The organism is Prochlorococcus sp. MIT 1307, assembly GCF_034092395.1.
GTDB lineage: Bacteria > Cyanobacteriota > Cyanobacteriia > PCC-6307 > Cyanobiaceae > AG-363-K07.
In genome coordinates, this window is the sequence record NZ_CP139301.1 from 1841204 (window position 1) to 1857987 (window position 16784).

Annotated in this window: 17 protein-coding genes; 7 read left to right on the forward strand and 10 right to left on the reverse strand. The window is 32.8% G+C overall.

What is annotated here, in order from left to right; genetic code table 11:
* Positions 1-40: 40 nt before the first annotated feature.
* From SOI82_RS09515 to SOI82_RS09545, 7 genes are all read left to right on the forward strand, one after another.
* Entirely contained in the window at positions 41-1048 is a 1008-nt protein-coding gene (locus tag SOI82_RS09515) for an NAD-dependent 4,6-dehydratase LegB (protein WP_320667170.1), read from the forward strand.
* Positions 1045-2250 (forward strand): LegC family aminotransferase, encoded by a 1206-nt coding sequence (locus SOI82_RS09520; RefSeq protein ID WP_320667171.1) that lies wholly within the window; start codon positions 1045-1047, stop codon positions 2248-2250. Before SOI82_RS09515 ends, SOI82_RS09520 begins: the two co-directional genes overlap by 4 nt.
* Entirely contained in the window at positions 2247-3434 is a 1188-nt protein-coding gene (gene neuC / locus SOI82_RS09525) for a UDP-N-acetylglucosamine 2-epimerase (RefSeq protein ID WP_320667172.1), read from the forward strand. Before SOI82_RS09520 ends, neuC begins: the two co-directional genes overlap by 4 nt.
* Positions 3435-3438: 4 nt before the next feature.
* Complete coding sequence (locus tag SOI82_RS09530; protein WP_320667173.1) at positions 3439-4323, forward strand: formyltransferase family protein; 885 nt, start codon at positions 3439-3441, stop codon at positions 4321-4323.
* Positions 4320-4982, forward strand: coding sequence for a PIG-L deacetylase family protein (locus SOI82_RS09535; RefSeq protein ID WP_320667174.1), 663 nt, complete (start codon positions 4320-4322; stop codon positions 4980-4982). The genes SOI82_RS09530 and SOI82_RS09535 overlap by 4 nt, the downstream gene beginning before the upstream one ends.
* A gap of 101 nt (positions 4983-5083) precedes the next feature.
* Complete coding sequence (gene neuB, locus SOI82_RS09540; protein ID WP_320667175.1) at positions 5084-6091, forward strand: N-acetylneuraminate synthase; 1008 nt, start codon at positions 5084-5086, stop codon at positions 6089-6091.
* A 26-nt stretch (positions 6092-6117) separates the two neighbouring features.
* Entirely contained in the window at positions 6118-6771 is a 654-nt protein-coding gene (locus SOI82_RS09545) for an acetyltransferase (protein ID WP_320667176.1), read from the forward strand.
* Positions 6772-6804: 33 nt separating this feature from the next.
* Here SOI82_RS09545 and SOI82_RS09550 read toward each other — a convergent pair whose 3' ends face one another.
* The 10 genes from SOI82_RS09550 to SOI82_RS09595 all read right to left on the reverse strand — a co-directional run bounded on the left by SOI82_RS09550 (position 6805) and on the right by SOI82_RS09595 (position 16784).
* Positions 6805-7794, reverse strand: coding sequence for an MraY family glycosyltransferase (locus SOI82_RS09550; protein WP_320667177.1), 990 nt, complete (start codon positions 7792-7794; stop codon positions 6805-6807).
* A 165-nt stretch (positions 7795-7959) separates the two neighbouring features.
* A complete protein-coding gene (locus SOI82_RS09555; protein WP_320667178.1) occupies positions 7960-8784 on the reverse strand; it encodes a hypothetical protein in 825 nt (274 codons plus the stop codon).
* 74 nt (positions 8785-8858) lie between these two features.
* Positions 8859-9704 (reverse strand): glycosyltransferase, encoded by an 846-nt coding sequence (locus tag SOI82_RS09560; RefSeq protein ID WP_320667179.1) that lies wholly within the window; start codon positions 9702-9704, stop codon positions 8859-8861.
* A 23-nt stretch (positions 9705-9727) separates the two neighbouring features.
* The gene (locus SOI82_RS09565; RefSeq protein ID WP_320667180.1) at positions 9728-10732 is read right to left on the reverse strand and encodes an EpsG family protein; all 1005 of its coding nucleotides are present in this window, start codon (positions 10730-10732) and stop codon (positions 9728-9730) included.
* 108 nt (positions 10733-10840) lie between these two features.
* Entirely contained in the window at positions 10841-11875 is a 1035-nt protein-coding gene (locus SOI82_RS09570; RefSeq protein ID WP_320667181.1) for a hypothetical protein, read from the reverse strand.
* Between the two features lie 10 nt (positions 11876-11885).
* Positions 11886-12527: a hypothetical protein gene (locus SOI82_RS09575; protein ID WP_320667182.1), complete on the reverse strand. Its 642-nt coding sequence runs from the start codon at positions 12525-12527 to the stop codon at positions 11886-11888.
* 361 nt (positions 12528-12888) lie between these two features.
* The gene (locus SOI82_RS09580; RefSeq protein WP_320667183.1) at positions 12889-14184 is read right to left on the reverse strand and encodes a DegT/DnrJ/EryC1/StrS family aminotransferase; all 1296 of its coding nucleotides are present in this window, start codon (positions 14182-14184) and stop codon (positions 12889-12891) included.
* The gene (locus SOI82_RS09585) at positions 14177-15160 is read right to left on the reverse strand and encodes a Gfo/Idh/MocA family oxidoreductase (protein WP_320667184.1); all 984 of its coding nucleotides are present in this window, start codon (positions 15158-15160) and stop codon (positions 14177-14179) included. Before SOI82_RS09585 ends, SOI82_RS09580 begins: the two co-directional genes overlap by 8 nt.
* Positions 15157-16050, reverse strand: coding sequence for a hypothetical protein (locus tag SOI82_RS09590; RefSeq protein WP_320667185.1), 894 nt, complete (start codon positions 16048-16050; stop codon positions 15157-15159). Before SOI82_RS09590 ends, SOI82_RS09585 begins: the two co-directional genes overlap by 4 nt.
* Positions 16050-16784, reverse strand: a complete 735-nt coding sequence (locus SOI82_RS09595) for a glycosyltransferase family protein (protein ID WP_320667186.1) — start codon at positions 16782-16784, stop codon at positions 16050-16052. Before SOI82_RS09595 ends, SOI82_RS09590 begins: the two co-directional genes overlap by 1 nt.

A 16784-nucleotide genomic window follows, 5' to 3' on the forward strand; every position in this document is an offset into this window, starting at 1 on the left:
TATCTACCATTCTATTGGCTTAACTCTTTAGCTGTCGATTATGCTCACCAATAAGAAAGTTCTTGTTACTGGTGCTGATGGATTTATCGGCTCTCATTTAGTAGAGAAACTTCTATCTCATGGCTATGATGTACGTGCTTTCTGTCTTTATAATTCGAATGGTAGTTGGGGATGGCTAGATACAATACCATCTTCTATTACAGATAGCATTGAAATCATACTTGGAGATATTAGAGACTATGCATCTATAAAAAATGCCATGATTAATTGTGAACACGTATACCATCTTGCATCTCTAATAGCTATCCCATATAGCTATATTGCCCCATCCAGTTATATTGATACTAATATAACTGGAACCTTGAATGTTCTTCAGGCTGCAAGGGAACTTTCTACAGCTCGAGTTATACATACCTCAACTTCTGAGACTTATGGTACGGCTAAATTTGTTCCCATAACAGAAGATCATCCGCTTTCTGCACAATCACCTTATGCTGCGAGTAAGATAGGTGCTGATCAATTAGCAATTAGCTATTGGAAAAGCTTTGAAACTCCTGTATCAATTTTAAGGCCTTTTAATACTTATGGCCCTAGGCAAAGTTCCAGGGCTGTCATTCCGACCATTATTACTCAAATAGCTTCTGGGCAAAATAAGGTCAAGCTAGGTGCTCTTTCCCCTACAAGAGACTTTAACTATGTGACAGATACTTGTGCAGCATTTATGGCAGTCGCTAATAGTGAGAATACACTTGGACAAGTTATCAATTCAGCTAGTAGCTTTGAAATATCTATAGGCGAGACTGCTTCATTAATTTCTAAATGTATGGATAAAGATATAGAAATAATCTCAGACGAGGAAAGGATGCGGCCTATAGATTCAGAAGTTAATAGACTTTATGGAGACAATAGCCTTCTTAAGAGATTGACAAGCTGGGAGCCTGAATATGGAGGAATAGAAGGTTTTACAAGAGGTATTAATTCCACAATTGAATGGTTCTCAAAACCTTCTAATCTCAGTAAATATCGTGTTGGCAGTTATATGATATGAGTAGATCATCTTCTACTAAAGAGATTCTAGATGCTATCCAGAAAGTAGTTGGACCTGCAAAGGTAGATAACCCAATTTTTTTACACGAACCTGAATTTAAAGATACAGCTGCTTGGGAATATGTAAAAGAATGCATTGACTCTGGTTGGGTCAGTACAGCGGGAAAATATGTAAATCAATTTGAGGAGGAACTTTGTAAATATACAGGAGCAGATTATGCAATAGCGGTTACAAATGGAACTGTTGCTTTAAGATTAGCACTTAGCATAATTAATGTTAAACCAGATGAAGAAGTTATTATCCCACCTTTAACATTTGTAGCCACAGCAAATGCTGTTTGTCACCTTAATGCAATTCCTCACTTTGTAGATATTGAAAGTAACACATTTGGTCTTTGTCCGGAAGCACTTCAGGGCAGACTAGAAAAATTAGCATATAAAGAAAATGGACAGGTTTTTAATAGGGATACGGGCAGAAGAATTGCTGCAATTCTCCCAGTGCATCTGTTTGGTAATCCATCAAAGATTATTGAACTAAAAAGAATTGCATTTGAATGGGAGCTGCCTCTTGTCGAAGATGCCGCTGAGGCTCTTGGAAGTTGGAGCAAAGAATCAAATAAATATATACATTGTGGCCTATTTGGTGCAGTTGGAATTCTGAGTTTCAATGGTAATAAAATTATCACGACTGGAGGTGGAGGAGCTTTAATAACTAATGACAAAAACCTTGCTTTAAAAGCACGACATATTTCTACTACTGCAAAGATACCTCACCCCTGGATGTATCAACATGATCAGATTGGTTGGAATGACAGAATGCCAAATATAAATGCTGCTTTAGGTGTATCACAAATGCAAGACTTTGCTAGACGTTTAGAACGTAAGAACCATTTAGCGGATTCTTATTACAATCAATTTAGTATTTTAAAAGGAATCGAACTATTGCGAGCTAGAGATGATTGCATTTCAAACAAATGGTTAATGACTGCTCGTTTTACTGCTAATAATCAGGATCATGCAAAATCTCAATGTTTAGACCTTGTTCAAGAATCAAATGCAATAGGCATAAGATTAAGGCCTGCATGGAAACTTTTAACTAAACTTCCTATGTTCTTAGATAACCCTAAAGGACCATTGCCAAATGCAGAGTCAGAGTTTTCTCGTCTTGTGAATTTACCAAGCAGTCCGCAAATATGCAAATGAGCGATGATTCAATAGTAAAGAAAAATGCATCAAGACTTTCTGTTTGCGTCGTTACTGGAACACGGGCGGAATATAGCTTATTAAGGAATCTCATCCATAAACTTAATGAAGATTCATTCTTTGAGCTCTATTTACTGGTGACTGGTACACACTTAGTAAAAAGATTTGGTTATACGATCAACGAAATAATTTCAGATGGTATTCCAATTGCAAAGCAAATTGATATTGACTTGAACTCTGATAGACCCACTGACATCTCTAACTCAACTGCTAAGGGGCTTCAAGAGTTTGCTAAGGCATACGATGAAATCCATCCAGATTTGATTCTGTTATTAGGAGATAGGTATGAACTCATGTCATCAGTTCTACCTGCTTGTTTCGCAAGAATTCCGATTGCCCATATACATGGCGGTGAATTGACCGAAGGATTAATCGATGAGGCGATAAGACACTCAATCACAAAATTCTCTCACCTGCACTTTGTAGCAGCTGAGGAGTATCGTAGAAGAGTTATACAATTAGGTGAGGACCCTTCAAGAGTTTTCAATGTTGGTGGAATGGGCATAGATTCAATAAATTCAATTGATCTACTTTCAAAATCAGAAGTTGAGATGTCTTTAGGTTTAAAACTGCTTAGTAAATCTTTATTAATTACTTATCACCCTGTTACTCTTGATGATGAAGATTCGCTTCGCCCGATGAATGAGATGCTCGAAGCACTGAAAAGAGTTCAAGATACAACTTTGATATTTACAATGCCTAATGCAGACCCAGGCAATAATGTGATTTTTAAATTAATTACTAACTTTGTTCGTGAGAAACCAAATTCCTATGCCTTTACATCTCTTGGACAGAAAAGATACCTGAGTCTTTTGCAATATATTGATGGCGTTGTTGGCAACTCATCAAGTGGTCTTTTGGAAGTGCCTTTTTTTAAGAAAGCTACTATAAATATAGGAGACAGACAAAAAGGAAGGTTGCAGGCCCATAGCGTAATTAATTGCAAGCCTGACTTTGATTCAATCGCACAAGCCTTAAATAAAATTTACTCTCCCACTTTCTGTATGAGACTATCAGAAGTCGAGAGCCCTTATGGCGATCAAGGAGCATCTTCAAAAATAATAAGGATCTTAAAAAGTATAAATTTTAGGAGCCTTATTAAGAAATCCTTTTTTGACATGTAGATTGATGAGAATATTATTTTTTGGTTCAGTTGAATTCTCTAAACATGCGCTATCGCTATTGATTTCTGAAGGGCATGAAATTATTGGTGTTTGTACATTAGAAAGTTCAGAATTTAATTCTGATTTTTATGACTTGAGTATAATCTCAAAGAAGAATAATATTCCATTTTTATATGTTAACCATAATAATGAACAGAAAACAATTTTATGGATACATTCTTTGAAACCAGATGTTATATATTGTTTTGGTTGGTCTAGACTTTTGTCTGATAAGATCCTTAAAATTGCTCCATTAGGTGTAGTTGGCTATCACCCTGCTTATCTACCTAAAAATAGAGGAAGGCACCCTATAATTTGGGCATTATCTTTAGGTTTAGAGATAACCGCATCAACATTTTTCATTATGGAAAGTAAGGCTGATAGTGGCGATATCATTTCTCAAGTTGAGGTTCCAATAACTCATGAAGATGACGCTAATTCACTATATAATAAATTGATTGTGATTGCTTTAGATCAAATAAGATCTTTCACTCCACTCCTAGCATCTAATAAGATTTTTGCTAAGAAACAAAATCACAAACTTGCAAATATATGGAGAAAAAGGACGCCTAAGGATGGAATAATTGATTGGAGAATGAGCTCTAAAAATATTCGTAATTTAATCAGAGCATTGACTAAACCCTATTGTGGAGCTTCATTTATTTACAAGTGTAAGGAATACAAGGTGTGGGAGTCAGAATTAACTAGCTGTGACCAAGATAATATCGAGCCTGGGAAAATTTTAAGAATCTATGAAAATAATACCTTAATTGTTAAGTGTGGGGAGGGGGCAATCAAACTTACAAAAATGGATGCATTCAACCGCTTAGAAATAGGAGAATACTTATGAGGACTTTAGTTGTTTCTCCACATCCAGATGATGAGGTCTTAGGAGTAGGTGGAACATTATTAAAACGAAAGTCTCAAGATCAAACTTTAGCCTGGTTAATATTTACTAAGCCAAGTCCAGTTGTTCAGTGGTCTGAATCTCAAGTAAAGAAACGAGAAGAAGAATTACTCTTGCTAGAAGAATTTATAGGGTTTGATCAAACATTTAAGTTGAACTATTTAGCAGGCTTGTTAGAAGAAGTAACTTTCGGGAAATTGGTTAAGTCAGCTTCAGAAGTTCTTTCCACATTTAAACCTGATGAGGTATTTATTCCACACTTAGGAGATGTACATTCTGATCATGATATTGTTCATAGATGCTTAGTAAGTGCTACAAAATCTTTTAGGCAGCCCAATATTAAGAGAATAATTGCTTATGAAACTCTCTCTGAAACTGAGTACGGATTAGATAGATCAAGAACCTTTTCTCCAAACTTGTACATTGATATAAGCAATTTCATAGATCAAAAAGTAGAAGCAATGCAGATTTATCAATCTGAGTTAGGAGAATTTCCTTTTCCAAGAAGTAGTCAAGCTATTTATGCCCTGGCTTCTTATAGAGGAGCAAGTTCAGGGTTTAAGGCTGCCGAAGCATTTGAGATATTAAGATTTAGGGAATAGTAAAAGATAGTCAGTAACCAAAAAAAAGAAATTAAATTGACACATTAAGATCTTTATAGGATAATGAAAATATCAAGATAAACCGAAGGAAGATAGAAGTTATGGTACCAAGGACCATCATAATTGCAGAGGCTGGTGTTAATCATAATGGAAGTTTAGACCTTGCAAAGAAGCTTGCAGAAGTAGCTAAAGAATCTGGTGCAGATTATATAAAGTTTCAAACTTTTAAAGCTGAGATGCTTTCTTCAATAAAAGCACCTCAGGCTGAGTATCAAATGAAGAATACTAACTCTAAGGAAAGTCAAGTTAAAATGTTGAAGAGATTAGAAATGAATAATCAATTTCATAATCAAATTTATGAATTTTGCAAGCGAATTGATATTGGCTTCTTATCAAGTGCTTTCCATCAAAATGATTTAGATTTTCTTCGGAAGTTTAATATGGATTACATTAAGATACCATCAGGAGAAATTACTAATCATAGATACTTGAAATTCGCATGTGCTTGCAATAAAAAGATCATATTGTCAACTGGGATGTCTTATCTTTCGGAAGTTGAATCAGCTCTTAACCTTTTAATCGGAGAGGGGATTTATCGAAGCAATATTTGGTTGCTTCAATGTACCACTGAATATCCAGCCCCTTATGACTCAGTAAACTTAAATGTTATGAATACATATAAAAATAAATTCAATGTAAATGTTGGCTATTCAGACCATACTTTGGGTATTGAGGTGGCTATTGCTGCAGTTAGTCTTGGCTGCCAAATGCTAGAAAAACATATAACTTTGGATAAAAATATGGAAGGACCCGATCATATTGCAAGCTTGGAACCTAGTGAGCTTAGTTCAATGATATCTGCAATAAGAAATGTCGAACAAGCTCTAGGCTCAGGAGTGAAGTCTCCGTCTAAGGTAGAAAAAGAAAACATTAAGGTTGTTAGGAAATCAATTGTTGCTATCGCACCTATTCCTCAAGGTACGCTATTTACAACGGAAAATATAGGCTGTAAAAGACCAGGGACTGGAATTAGCCCTATTAATTATGAAGATTACCTAGGCCGTAAGTCCTTGAGAGAATATGATGTAGATGAATTAATAGATCAATGATAATTTTACTAGAAAGCTTTAACTAGATGGATAAATATATATTTTCAGAACGACTGATTATTATTGGTGCAGGGGGGCATAGTAAAGTAGTTAATGATATTGCGGCGCTTATTGGTTTTGAAGATATAGCTTATCTAGACAATAAATCTATTAATACTGCCTTAGATAAAAATGTCTATAGCCATTTAAAAGAAAATTTTAGTCAATATTTTTTCGTTGCCATTGGAGACAATTATATTAGAGAAAAAGTATTTAATGAATTTTTGAGCGATAACCCAAATGCCACTCCAATATCGCTATTGCATCCAAGTGCTGTTATTTCAGAAACAGTTAGCGTAGGGAAAGGTAGTCTTATAATGCCTTTGTGTGTTGTTAATAGTCAATCCGTTATAGGAAATGGTGTGATTGTTAATACTTCTAGCAGTATCGATCATGAATCAACCATCATGAACTTTTCGTCTTTGGCTCCTGGTGTAAATATGGGAGGCAATGTATCTATTGGCTCAAGAACAGCATTATGTATTGGATGTACAGTTTCTCATGGAATTAGTATAGGCAATGATGTTGTGATTGGTGCATCGTCTTTAGTTTTAAATGATATTAGAGATAATACCTTGGCATATGGTATACCAGCAAAAATAATTAAAACTAGATTTTCAGGTGAAAAATATTTTAATTGATATTAAAAATCAATTATAAAATTCAAACATCAACTAAACATAATTACTTAATTTGATACCTAGAACAAGGAATATAATTGATATACCATACAAAATTAGTACTGTATTTCTATGCGAGAAATCTCTATTGAGTAGAAAATGATGAAAATGACTTTTATCTGGATGAAATGGCGAATTTCCTTGTAATATCCTCCTAAATATTACAGTGGTCATATCCAATAGGGGTAGTAAGATAATCATAAGTGATGGTATAAATAATACATTAGATTCATCTACTGATAAAGATATAATTGCTAAAATAGAAATTGTATATCCAATTACATAAGCACCTCCATCCCCCATAAATATCTTCGCAGGAAAGAAGTTATGCCATAGAAATCCTAAGCAACTTCCTGCTAACACAGATGCTAAAAAAGCAATTTCAATATTTCCAATGCTTAGATTAATTAATGTAAGACCTAAAGTTGCTATAAAAGAAATCCCTGCCGCCAATCCATCTAATCCATCAATCCAATTGAATGCATTAATTACCCCTACTATCCAAATAACTGTTGCAAAAAAACTTAGATAGTCTGGTAATATTATTGTGTCGATATTAGCGTTGACAAATGAAAGGTCAATATTATCTAAGCGGATGCCATTAAGCCAATTGATAATTGCTAGGATTATTTGCCCTCCCAGTCTTGGCCATGGAGATATTCCATCGCACAGGTCATCTATAAGACCTATTAAATATGAGAGAAATATACATGAAATAATTATGATTAGAGTATCAACTCGATAGTCTTTAGTTTGAACATATCCATTAATCCATAGGATTAATGGATATGTAATAAGTAGGTTAATTGTAATTGCAATGCCACCAATACGAACTAAAGGAGTATTATGTGCCTTCCTCATTTTCGGCTGATCAAGTAAATTGAACTTTATTCCAATTGCTTGCGCTAAAAAAACGAAAGAATAAGATAAAATAGAACAAGTAATAAATCCAAAAAATATAGTAATGGCGTATTGATTAATCATTTTTTTTTAAATTACACCCCTCCTTAAGAAAAAATCGACTAGATCGACTAGATATATTAGCAAATTATAGCTTAACAGCAACAATAATGTTTTTTATTAAAATAACTAATTTCTACTTAGGGAGCTGTCACCAATAAGAATTTAATTTGACTTGCTCCGACTGAGTTATAAAGGAATTCTTTTGCTATTCCTATACGCAAGCCAAGGGAATTTTGGTTCTTTAGTCCATATTCTCAAAGCCTTATTAATATTAGGATTTCTTTTATATATACTCTCATTTATTGCCCATTCTTTGAAGGGGTTAAGTTGAAACATTATTTGCGTTGCAACTTTATTTTCTTCTGGTATTCCATCACTATGGAAACAAACAGTAGGGTTGAACGCATAAACGCTATCCCCAAGACCAGTAAATTGAATCTTCTGCTTAAGCTTTATGTCTGAGTTTGAGCCCGTTATACCTTTGCTCGATCTTTTATCTAAGACTGTTAAAGGTCCATGAGACTCAGTAATATTAACAGGAATTACAACTTTTAACATGTAATCGCTATTAGGCTTATCGTAATGACCTACATATGAATACCATTGATCTAATGTACCAACATATCTATCTTCCTCTTCAATATACTCCCTATGATATATTATAAAAAAATCAATAGAGAATTCAAACCCTGTTGTAGCAGATATCTTATCTCTAAATTTATTATTAAACACTGACTTTATTAACTTATTTATTTCAAACTCATCTAGATTATTTACTGATAAATATTTATTAACTCTAGAGCTTCTTGTTATAGATATGTAGTCTAAGTCTAAGTTTAAGTCTCTAATTGAGTATTTAATGCAACCTATATCATTAAATACTGCGCTTCCTTTCGTTTTTCTGTATAATCTATCTTCTAGGAGAGATGTTGAAATTCTATATAGATGACAAAAATATTTGTAAGCTAATTTAATTATTTGAATTCGAACATCTTTTGATTTTATTTGCATGGCCGCATATTCATACCTGCTAAATATAGCACAATTACTACTGTGTATAGCATAACTAAATAATATTTCTAAGGTTATTTAGTTTGATATTTTCCTCGAAATAATAGTTTGGCTAATTTATATCTTACTTCTCTAATTTGATCAAAGTCCTCCTCTTCTGTAAGTACATAGAGTATGTATTTTATAATCGCCGTAAAAGCAGAATAGAGTTGATTGCTTTTATATCTCGAGATGATAGCGTTAATAAGTTCTTTTATATCTTTAGGTGCACGAGAAGAGACACCTCCTGTGTAAAACCTTGACACAATTTGATTAAAGCATATAGATTTCTTTAAGGACTTTTTAACTAAATAACTATCTAGACCTAGTTCATTATTTTTAAAGAGATTATTCTTATGATTTTCTACGGAAAAAACAACTGCTTGGTGACAAATTGAAAAAACACCAGGAAATAGAAACTGGTACCTCAAAAGAGTTGAAATACTTCTTGGGAAAAATAAAGGCTCTGTTGCTATAAACTTCTTTGAATTGCTATATATTTCGACTTTAAATATTAAACATTTAATTGAATGGTCATCATTATTTTTGCAGGCATACAGAATGCTATTTAGATTTAACAATTCATCCCCAGAATTGATAAATATAATCCATGGAGTTTTAGCGTTCAAAACACATTCGTTGAAAGCTAGGAATATTCCAGATGACAATTGAGATCTGACATAATACTCAAAATCAAAATCTGCTTTGAACAGACTACTTCTTAACTTATCTTCAGAGTCACTTTTGTCTAATATTAATATTTCCACATCTTCTTTTCGTTTAGATTCCGTAATTGCTTTATTTATTGATTGCAGCGTAAAAACCACTTCCTTCTCGTTATTCTTTGATAACACAGCAATTGTTAAAACAGGCTTTGCCAACCCCATTTTGAACCTTTACCTTTTCAATATATATTATTATATATTGAAGCAGAGGTGTAGGTTATTATTCCTATAATGCTAAATAGTATTAATTGCAATTTATATGGCCTCTTATTTGTTTCGCAAGCCAATAAAATGGATACTAATATAGGTAATATAGTTAAATGAGTAAATCGTGATAGGAAGAGTGCATTAGTTAAAAATCCTATTGCTATTATTGGAATAAAGCTTATATTTAATATGATTAATAATTCCTTCAACCTAGCAATATAACCAGTATTTTCAGTTCTCACTTCGTACCTAGTCAAACTTAAATATGATAATAGAATCATTATTCCTATTCTATAAAAAGAGCTTTCATAACTGTTAACCTCATAAACTGTACTTAATAATGAGCCCAATCTATTAATGTAGGCTAATCCCATCGATATTATATTTGCACTTGCGCTTAATGTAGCTATCACTGCTATTATTAAAATAGTTAAATTTATCCGGCCTATTCTTAACTTATCAAACACCCTAAAGATAAGTTTAATTACATATATACCAGCAATTATTAATGAGTAGATTAGTGTTGTGCCGTGACATGAAAATGATAATATCAATAAAAAGAATGATAATATAAACATCATTCCTTCAGTTAACTTTCGGTTTTTTGATTTGATGATGAACTTTATGATCACACCTAGTGCCATGATCATAAAGCCTAGGGCCATGCCTTGCCTCATTGCATTAAAGCTCATCAAGACAAAACTTTCAGAACTAATTAAAAACAACAAGGGATAGGGGCTAGCGTTGATATATGAGATAAATAAGCAGCTAAGCATTAATATGAGCGCCTGTAAATTTAAGACTAAAAAAGTATCTAGACCTAGATTCCTTAAAAACTCGCCAATGCTAGCAAAAACTATAGATGCTGATTTATCATAAGCATATGAACCTTCTATAGCCGCTATATAATTGTGCGCATCAGTTGGAGCAAGTGGATCTCTAGTTATATATATTATTCCAATGAAAACTAAAGACACAATGTAGATATAACTTTTATTGAACTTATAGTAAAAAACAGGTAAAATACTACATATATATATTGCTAGTGGTAGATATTTCATACGTACTTAATTCCCTTTAATTTTTCAATTGCTTTCGTCGATCCAGGATACACGATTGTCAATCATATTAATTAACTGCTCTTTAGACGTAGGATAAAGGCAATCACCTTCATCTGAAAGTGATGTAATATGCTGAATCTTCTTGTTTATATCTATAGTAGAGACACTCTTACACAGCTTTAATAAGCATATTGCCCTTTTTGGGAACCTACTTAATAAGGTACTCCCCATTCCAATAACAAGACTGTAACTTTCAGTATTTAGAGTTTCCATGGCAATTGATTTATCTAGTAGTTCGCATTTCTCAGAATTGTAGATATTAATGTTCTCTGATGAAGGGTGGCCTTTGAGGCTTACCTTTATAGAAGTCTTGAGAAGATAATCAACAACATATTCCATTAAATATTTTAGCTCTTTATTAGTACATATATCTGTTCCTGTTAAAACTAGTACTCTGTCCTTCTTCACTTTAGACTTGTTGATTTCTATTTTTGAATAGAAATCTTTTGGGTAACAAACCTTGGTTCTAGGATAATGCTTACAAGCCAAGGTTGCTGTAAAACGCACGTTGGAGTTCTTGTTATTATCCTTTGGGAGAAAAAATATATCAAAACTAGGACTAATATTAATCTTTGAAAGAGCAGAGCAAGATTTATATATTATTAACTTTAAGAGATATGTATCTATTCTTTTGGGATCATCTATATCCTTGCGTCGATAAAAACATGTTTTATATACTTGGGGGTAGAATTCTCCATTAGGTTTAATAATATAAAATCCAATATCAAATATAAGCCAACATGCCTCATGAAAAAATATAACTTTATTTGATTTTTGCTTTGCAATCTTAAATAAATTTATCAATGTAATAAATTGTTCAATCTTATTAGAAGGCAGAACTTCTAGTTCTATTTTATTTGATGAAATTCTTAGCATCTCATAAGCCTTAGCCAATTCCGAGGTTGATACATATAGCTTCGTAATACCTAGCCTATTTAAATTTTCTTTTAGGAATACCCATGGTAAGCACGATGCAACAAATCCAAAATTACCATTCATGATTAATGCACTATTTGATCTTACGTGCTATCAGGTTAAGGCTTATTGCTACTTTGCCTTTCTTTGTCTTTATACTTAGATCTGAGAAGTCTCCTAAACTACTACCAAAAACCTCCTTAGGGCTCCATTCTTCAATTAATTCGAAGCCATTATTCGTTAAAACATTAATTAATGATTTTTTATTATACATTGATTTGTGGAAATTATACTCATATGTTTGGCCTCCCATTAGTATTTTGATGATTGAGTTAATATCACATTTTGATTTATTATAAACTTCAATGATTTTATCAAAATCAGGGACTGAAACTCTTACTAATCCAGTGGGTATAAGCTTTGAATGAAAGACTTGTAGCATAGATTCCACTTCTAGGAATGAAAAGTGCTCTAGAACATGGCATAGGTATATCTCAGCTATTGAACCATCTGAAAAACTTTCTAATAAAAATCCCTCTTTTTTTAAATGGATATGACTCTCTTTCCTTGCATCGATATTAACCCACCCTTGAAGATTTACTTCTCCGGGACCAAGGTGTAATTTTATCCCATCAAGCTCAGAATTGTAAGAAGAATAAATAGGTACAGGATTATTAATTATATTTGGAAAATTTATTATATTCTTTATTGCCCTTTTGATTTTTTTCTTAGTCAATAACACATCCATCGATTAGCACTTCAAATCCTAGATTTAATTTTATACTAGCACCCTTTTTTATTTCTTCAACAGAAGCAATCATATTTGATATTATGGCTTTTTATTTGAACATCCTGAATGACAAAGCAGATAAAAACTATTCCTCTTATCTTTAATTATTATATAGAAATATCTACATTATTTTCTTGCTTCAGTCACAATCTCCAAAACTTTAAATAGTACGAATATTCTTCCTTCGCTTCGTATATTTAATGATATCCTCGTTATTAGTTAAAAGAATAGACTTGCTTATTATGTCTTTTATTTGAAATGGTCTAAATTAACTTTATCGAATGTTTTAGTAATTAATTCTGCTTTATTATAAATTTTCCCTTGAGATTAATTCTCCAATTGAATCCCATACTTTATGGAAGACACTAATTATCATTTCAACATCTTTATCATCCAACTGATGAAGACACATTTCATAACCTAAGAAGGTTTTATCGTGCAACTCCTCTGCATTCGGGCAAATACCCTTCTGATAATTAACTTCCCGTTTACAAATGTCTGAACTCCATGGAAAACCCTTCTTTCCATAGGCAGTCTTTTCTTGGAATATTGGCAGCATGTGTATATTGGCGTAGCCTTCTATCAGCCCCTTTAGACCTTCAGCTTCTAAGGCTGCTTTGATTGTTTTTCTTGGCAACCCAAGTAGATCAACATCCAATATCATAGGGTATATATAAAATGAATGTGTATTACCTTTTTCAATATAAGGAGTTATAAGGCCTTTCAGTCCCTTCAATCCCTCTGTCAAGCGAAAACCTATTTGTCTTCTTCGTTCAAGAATTCCATCAAGTTTTTTTAGTTGCTCACACCCAATTGCTGACTCTATTTCACCTAGTCTAAAATTATGGCCAATCATATTAGATAGATCCTGCACTTTCATTCCTTGAACTGCAGCTTCGGCATGATTGCGGATCAGAGCTAATCTTTGATAGTAGTTTTCAGAATTTGTAACTATAATCCCGCCTTCACCGGTATGAATGTGTTTGTGATAATTAAGACTAAAACCTCCAATATCTGCCAGTGTACCTGTTAAACCGCTAGATGTAATACTTCCTGGTGATTGCGCACTATCAGTAATTAATTTAATATTATTCTCCAAGGCGATCTCATTCAAGCCTACTACATCACATGATTGTCCAAATATATCAGCAGCCATTATAACTTTTGTGTTTTCAGTGATATTATTCTTGACTGATTGGATATCAAGATTGAACGTTCTTTTATCTATATCTGCAAAAACAGGAATTGCATTCCAATGAAGAATAGATGTTGCTGTAGCACACATAGTCCATGGAGTTACTATTACTTCATCACCAGGCTCTACGCCAATAGCACCTAAAGCGCATATTAGTCCAGAAGTCCACGAATTGACGGTTACTGCGTATTGGACTTTGAAATAACTTTTACATGCCCTCTCAAATCTTTTAACCTCTGGACCTCCATAAAAGTCTTCGTCCCAGCAACCTAAAAACTTAGACAAGCAGCCAGAATCCATTACATTTGAAACTGCAACTTTTTCTTCCTTGCCTATAGAATTATACTTAGCAAAAGTATAATCAATAAGTTTGCTTCCTCCTAATAAGGCTAATCTATTTTTATTCATCTTTTGACACTTTTAAAAGCTTATTAATTAATTCTAGTGTATGAATAGCTTCAATCCCTGTACAAAGATGGTTCTCTTTAAATTGTAATGCTCTAAATAGTTGATTGACCACATTAAGTTGTGATATATTCATTTTATTATCAATAGTTTCCCCGTCAGGTTCAATTATGCTATAGCCATTAAAGTTAGGACAAGGGATCTTACCCTGAAAGGTTATCTGTCGGCCTTCATTTTGATAAAATATCCTTCCAGACGGACTATAAATTTCGGCTGTTAGAACTGAATATTTTAAAGATTTTAAACTTAAAAATATTAACGACCCTTTTTTAAACTCTATATGAAAATCAGGCTCTGGATCAGTTGCTCTATGATTAAAATTCTGATTTATAATAAATGCCTTTTTCTCCTCTCCTAGCCAGTAAGTAAGCATATCAATGAAGTGGGAAGCATTGTTATATATACCGTTTGTGTAATAACAAACTCCTTTTATAGGAGTCTTTATTTTCCCTGTTTCAAGCCTTTCTTTGATTTCTAAAACTCCAGGATCAGCTCTTCTCATATAATTTACATAAAGTCTATTATTTAAAGACGCTAAATCCTTTAATATATGTAAAGTTTCATAAGCATTATTTGAAATAGGTTTTTCACATAAGATGGTCTTATTATTTAGACTTAGCTCTATTATTTTTCGCAAAATAGAATTATGACTATCTGTATTTGTTGAAATTACAAGTACATCTGGGTCACTAACTTGTATAGCATCTTCAATTTTGTTAAATGTTTTTACCTTGTATTTATTTTTAAATAGTAAGCAATTTTCATGACTCAAATCGACTCCTCCTATTAATTTAAAGTTACTATGAAGATCAAAGGCCTTTGCGTGTGTGACTATAAAATTATCATCTGAACTATTGATATCATATAGACAGCCTATTTTTCCTAGCCCAATTATGAGCACATTATATTGCTTTTTCATGATCTTTGAATAATATCTAATATATTCTCTATCTGCTTATATGGTAATGATATTTCTTTGCAATTCTCGGGAATTGAAGATATAACTCTTCTGCCAGCATGCAATGCGACGACTAATGCCATAGATTCAGCCCCAACGACAATGCTGGATTTACTGATATCATTATAAAGATTCTTTTCGATGGATATTTTAATATTTAAATCATTAAATTTATCGATAGTAGGTAGATATTTATAATGTTTTTCTGATGGATGTGGTCGAATTATTATATTAGGAGAAGTTAAACATAAACTATCAATATTTTCCAATAGTAATTCAAGACTTGTCAGCTCATTATATCTCCAAAGGCTTTCATCACTATATGTCTCCTTTAGAAACTCACTTGTATTTTCACCAATAAATAATATCGTATTCTTAACATCTGATTCATAGTCAATTGCACTTACCTTGTCAACCATAGATTGAATATAGTAATTTTGTTTCAATTTTATTGTTTTAAAATTAAAAACTAAACTGGCTAGTTCTTTGGCATGATTATCAGTTACCCAAATCTCATCTGGCTTTAGTAGAGAGCCTTTATAAATTAGCCTTGATTTGTAATCTATCCAATGATCTAACATTACAATTGTCTTGATATTCTGTACTTTAGCTTGCACGATAGCTTCTTTCTCTAAAGAACTTTGCCAACTGGTTCCGACAATTAATGTTTTACATTTTTTGAATAAATCATTCAAACTAGCCTCACTTTTTTGACCCAGAACTCTTTTGAAGATTTCTATTGCAGGTCCTTTCAAAAAACAAGAAACTTTTAGCTCCTCGTGTTTTATCCAGTGGCTTAATAATTCCGAACCTCCAGCATCATGGCATACAACACCAATATCATTTATCATTAAGTATCTCCTTTCCTCAATACATCTTTATTGATTAATACTAGCCCTAAATTCTTTCTTAAATAATTTAGTATGTCTATACATTTAAAGAAAGGGTCTTTATCATATAAAGACTCTATAACTTTATTAATCAATTTGTAGTCATCATACTCATCCAAGGTCAACCCTAACTCTGGCCAATGCAAATCTGGCGGAGCCACAAGATTAATAATTTTAAATAGGTCAGGATTATTTTTGATGTGTAAAGTGACATGCTCCTTGTCCAGAACGTTGTCTGTAAGTAGATATGATTTTTTTAAAGCAGCTAGCGTAATGACTCTGGTATCCATCCCATCTGGATAACTTTGTAGAGTATTATTATTTACGAAATCACATTTATTTGCTTTAAATGTTCTTATTACTTGTTCAATAATGCCAGGGTCAATCAAAGGGCAGTCTCCCGTTATCTCAACTATCACATCTGCTTTATATTCTTCTCCAGCATTTATAACCCTTTTCATTACATCATCTTCTTCGCCTCTAAAACATCCGATTTCATATTCATTAGCGAAAGACTCTAATACATTATCAGTCTTTTTTGTTGTAGTTGCTAAAACTATCTCATCTATTGATTCGACTTTCTTTAATCTATTTACTAGGTGACCCAGAAGTGGAATTCCTTTTGATCTCAATAATACTTTTCCAGGCAATCTAGAAGATGTCATTCTAGCTTCTATTGTAGAAACGATTTTCAT

What these genes read in the sequence shown, in the direction of transcription:
- SOI82_RS09515 (WP_320667170.1), top strand. Translation starts at nt 41, where the DNA reads ATGCTCACCAATAAGAAAGTTCTTGTTACTGGTGCTGATGGATTTATC.
- SOI82_RS09520 (WP_320667171.1), top strand. Translation starts at nt 1,045, where the DNA reads ATGAGTAGATCATCTTCTACTAAAGAGATTCTAGATGCTATCCAGAAA.
- neuC (WP_320667172.1), top strand. Translation starts at nt 2,247, where the DNA reads ATGAGCGATGATTCAATAGTAAAGAAAAATGCATCAAGACTTTCTGTT.
- SOI82_RS09530 (WP_320667173.1), top strand. Translation starts at nt 3,439, where the DNA reads ATGAGAATATTATTTTTTGGTTCAGTTGAATTCTCTAAACATGCGCTA.
- SOI82_RS09535 (WP_320667174.1), top strand. Translation starts at nt 4,320, where the DNA reads ATGAGGACTTTAGTTGTTTCTCCACATCCAGATGATGAGGTCTTAGGA.
- neuB (WP_320667175.1), top strand. Translation starts at nt 5,084, where the DNA reads ATGGTACCAAGGACCATCATAATTGCAGAGGCTGGTGTTAATCATAAT.
- SOI82_RS09545 (WP_320667176.1), top strand. Translation starts at nt 6,118, where the DNA reads ATGGATAAATATATATTTTCAGAACGACTGATTATTATTGGTGCAGGG.
- SOI82_RS09550 (WP_320667177.1), bottom strand. Translation starts at nt 7,794, where the DNA reads ATGATTAATCAATACGCCATTACTATATTTTTTGGATTTATTACTTGT.
- SOI82_RS09555 (WP_320667178.1), bottom strand. Translation starts at nt 8,784, where the DNA reads ATGCAAATAAAATCAAAAGATGTTCGAATTCAAATAATTAAATTAGCT.
- SOI82_RS09570 (WP_320667181.1), bottom strand. Translation starts at nt 11,875, where the DNA reads ATGAATGGTAATTTTGGATTTGTTGCATCGTGCTTACCATGGGTATTC.
- SOI82_RS09580 (WP_320667183.1), bottom strand. Translation starts at nt 14,184, where the DNA reads ATGAATAAAAATAGATTAGCCTTATTAGGAGGAAGCAAACTTATTGAT.
- SOI82_RS09585 (WP_320667184.1), bottom strand. Translation starts at nt 15,160, where the DNA reads ATGAAAAAGCAATATAATGTGCTCATAATTGGGCTAGGAAAAATAGGC.
- SOI82_RS09590 (WP_320667185.1), bottom strand. Translation starts at nt 16,050, where the DNA reads ATGATAAATGATATTGGTGTTGTATGCCATGATGCTGGAGGTTCGGAA.
- SOI82_RS09595 (WP_320667186.1), bottom strand. Translation starts at nt 16,784, where the DNA reads ATGAAAATCGTTTCTACAATAGAAGCTAGAATGACATCTTCTAGATTG.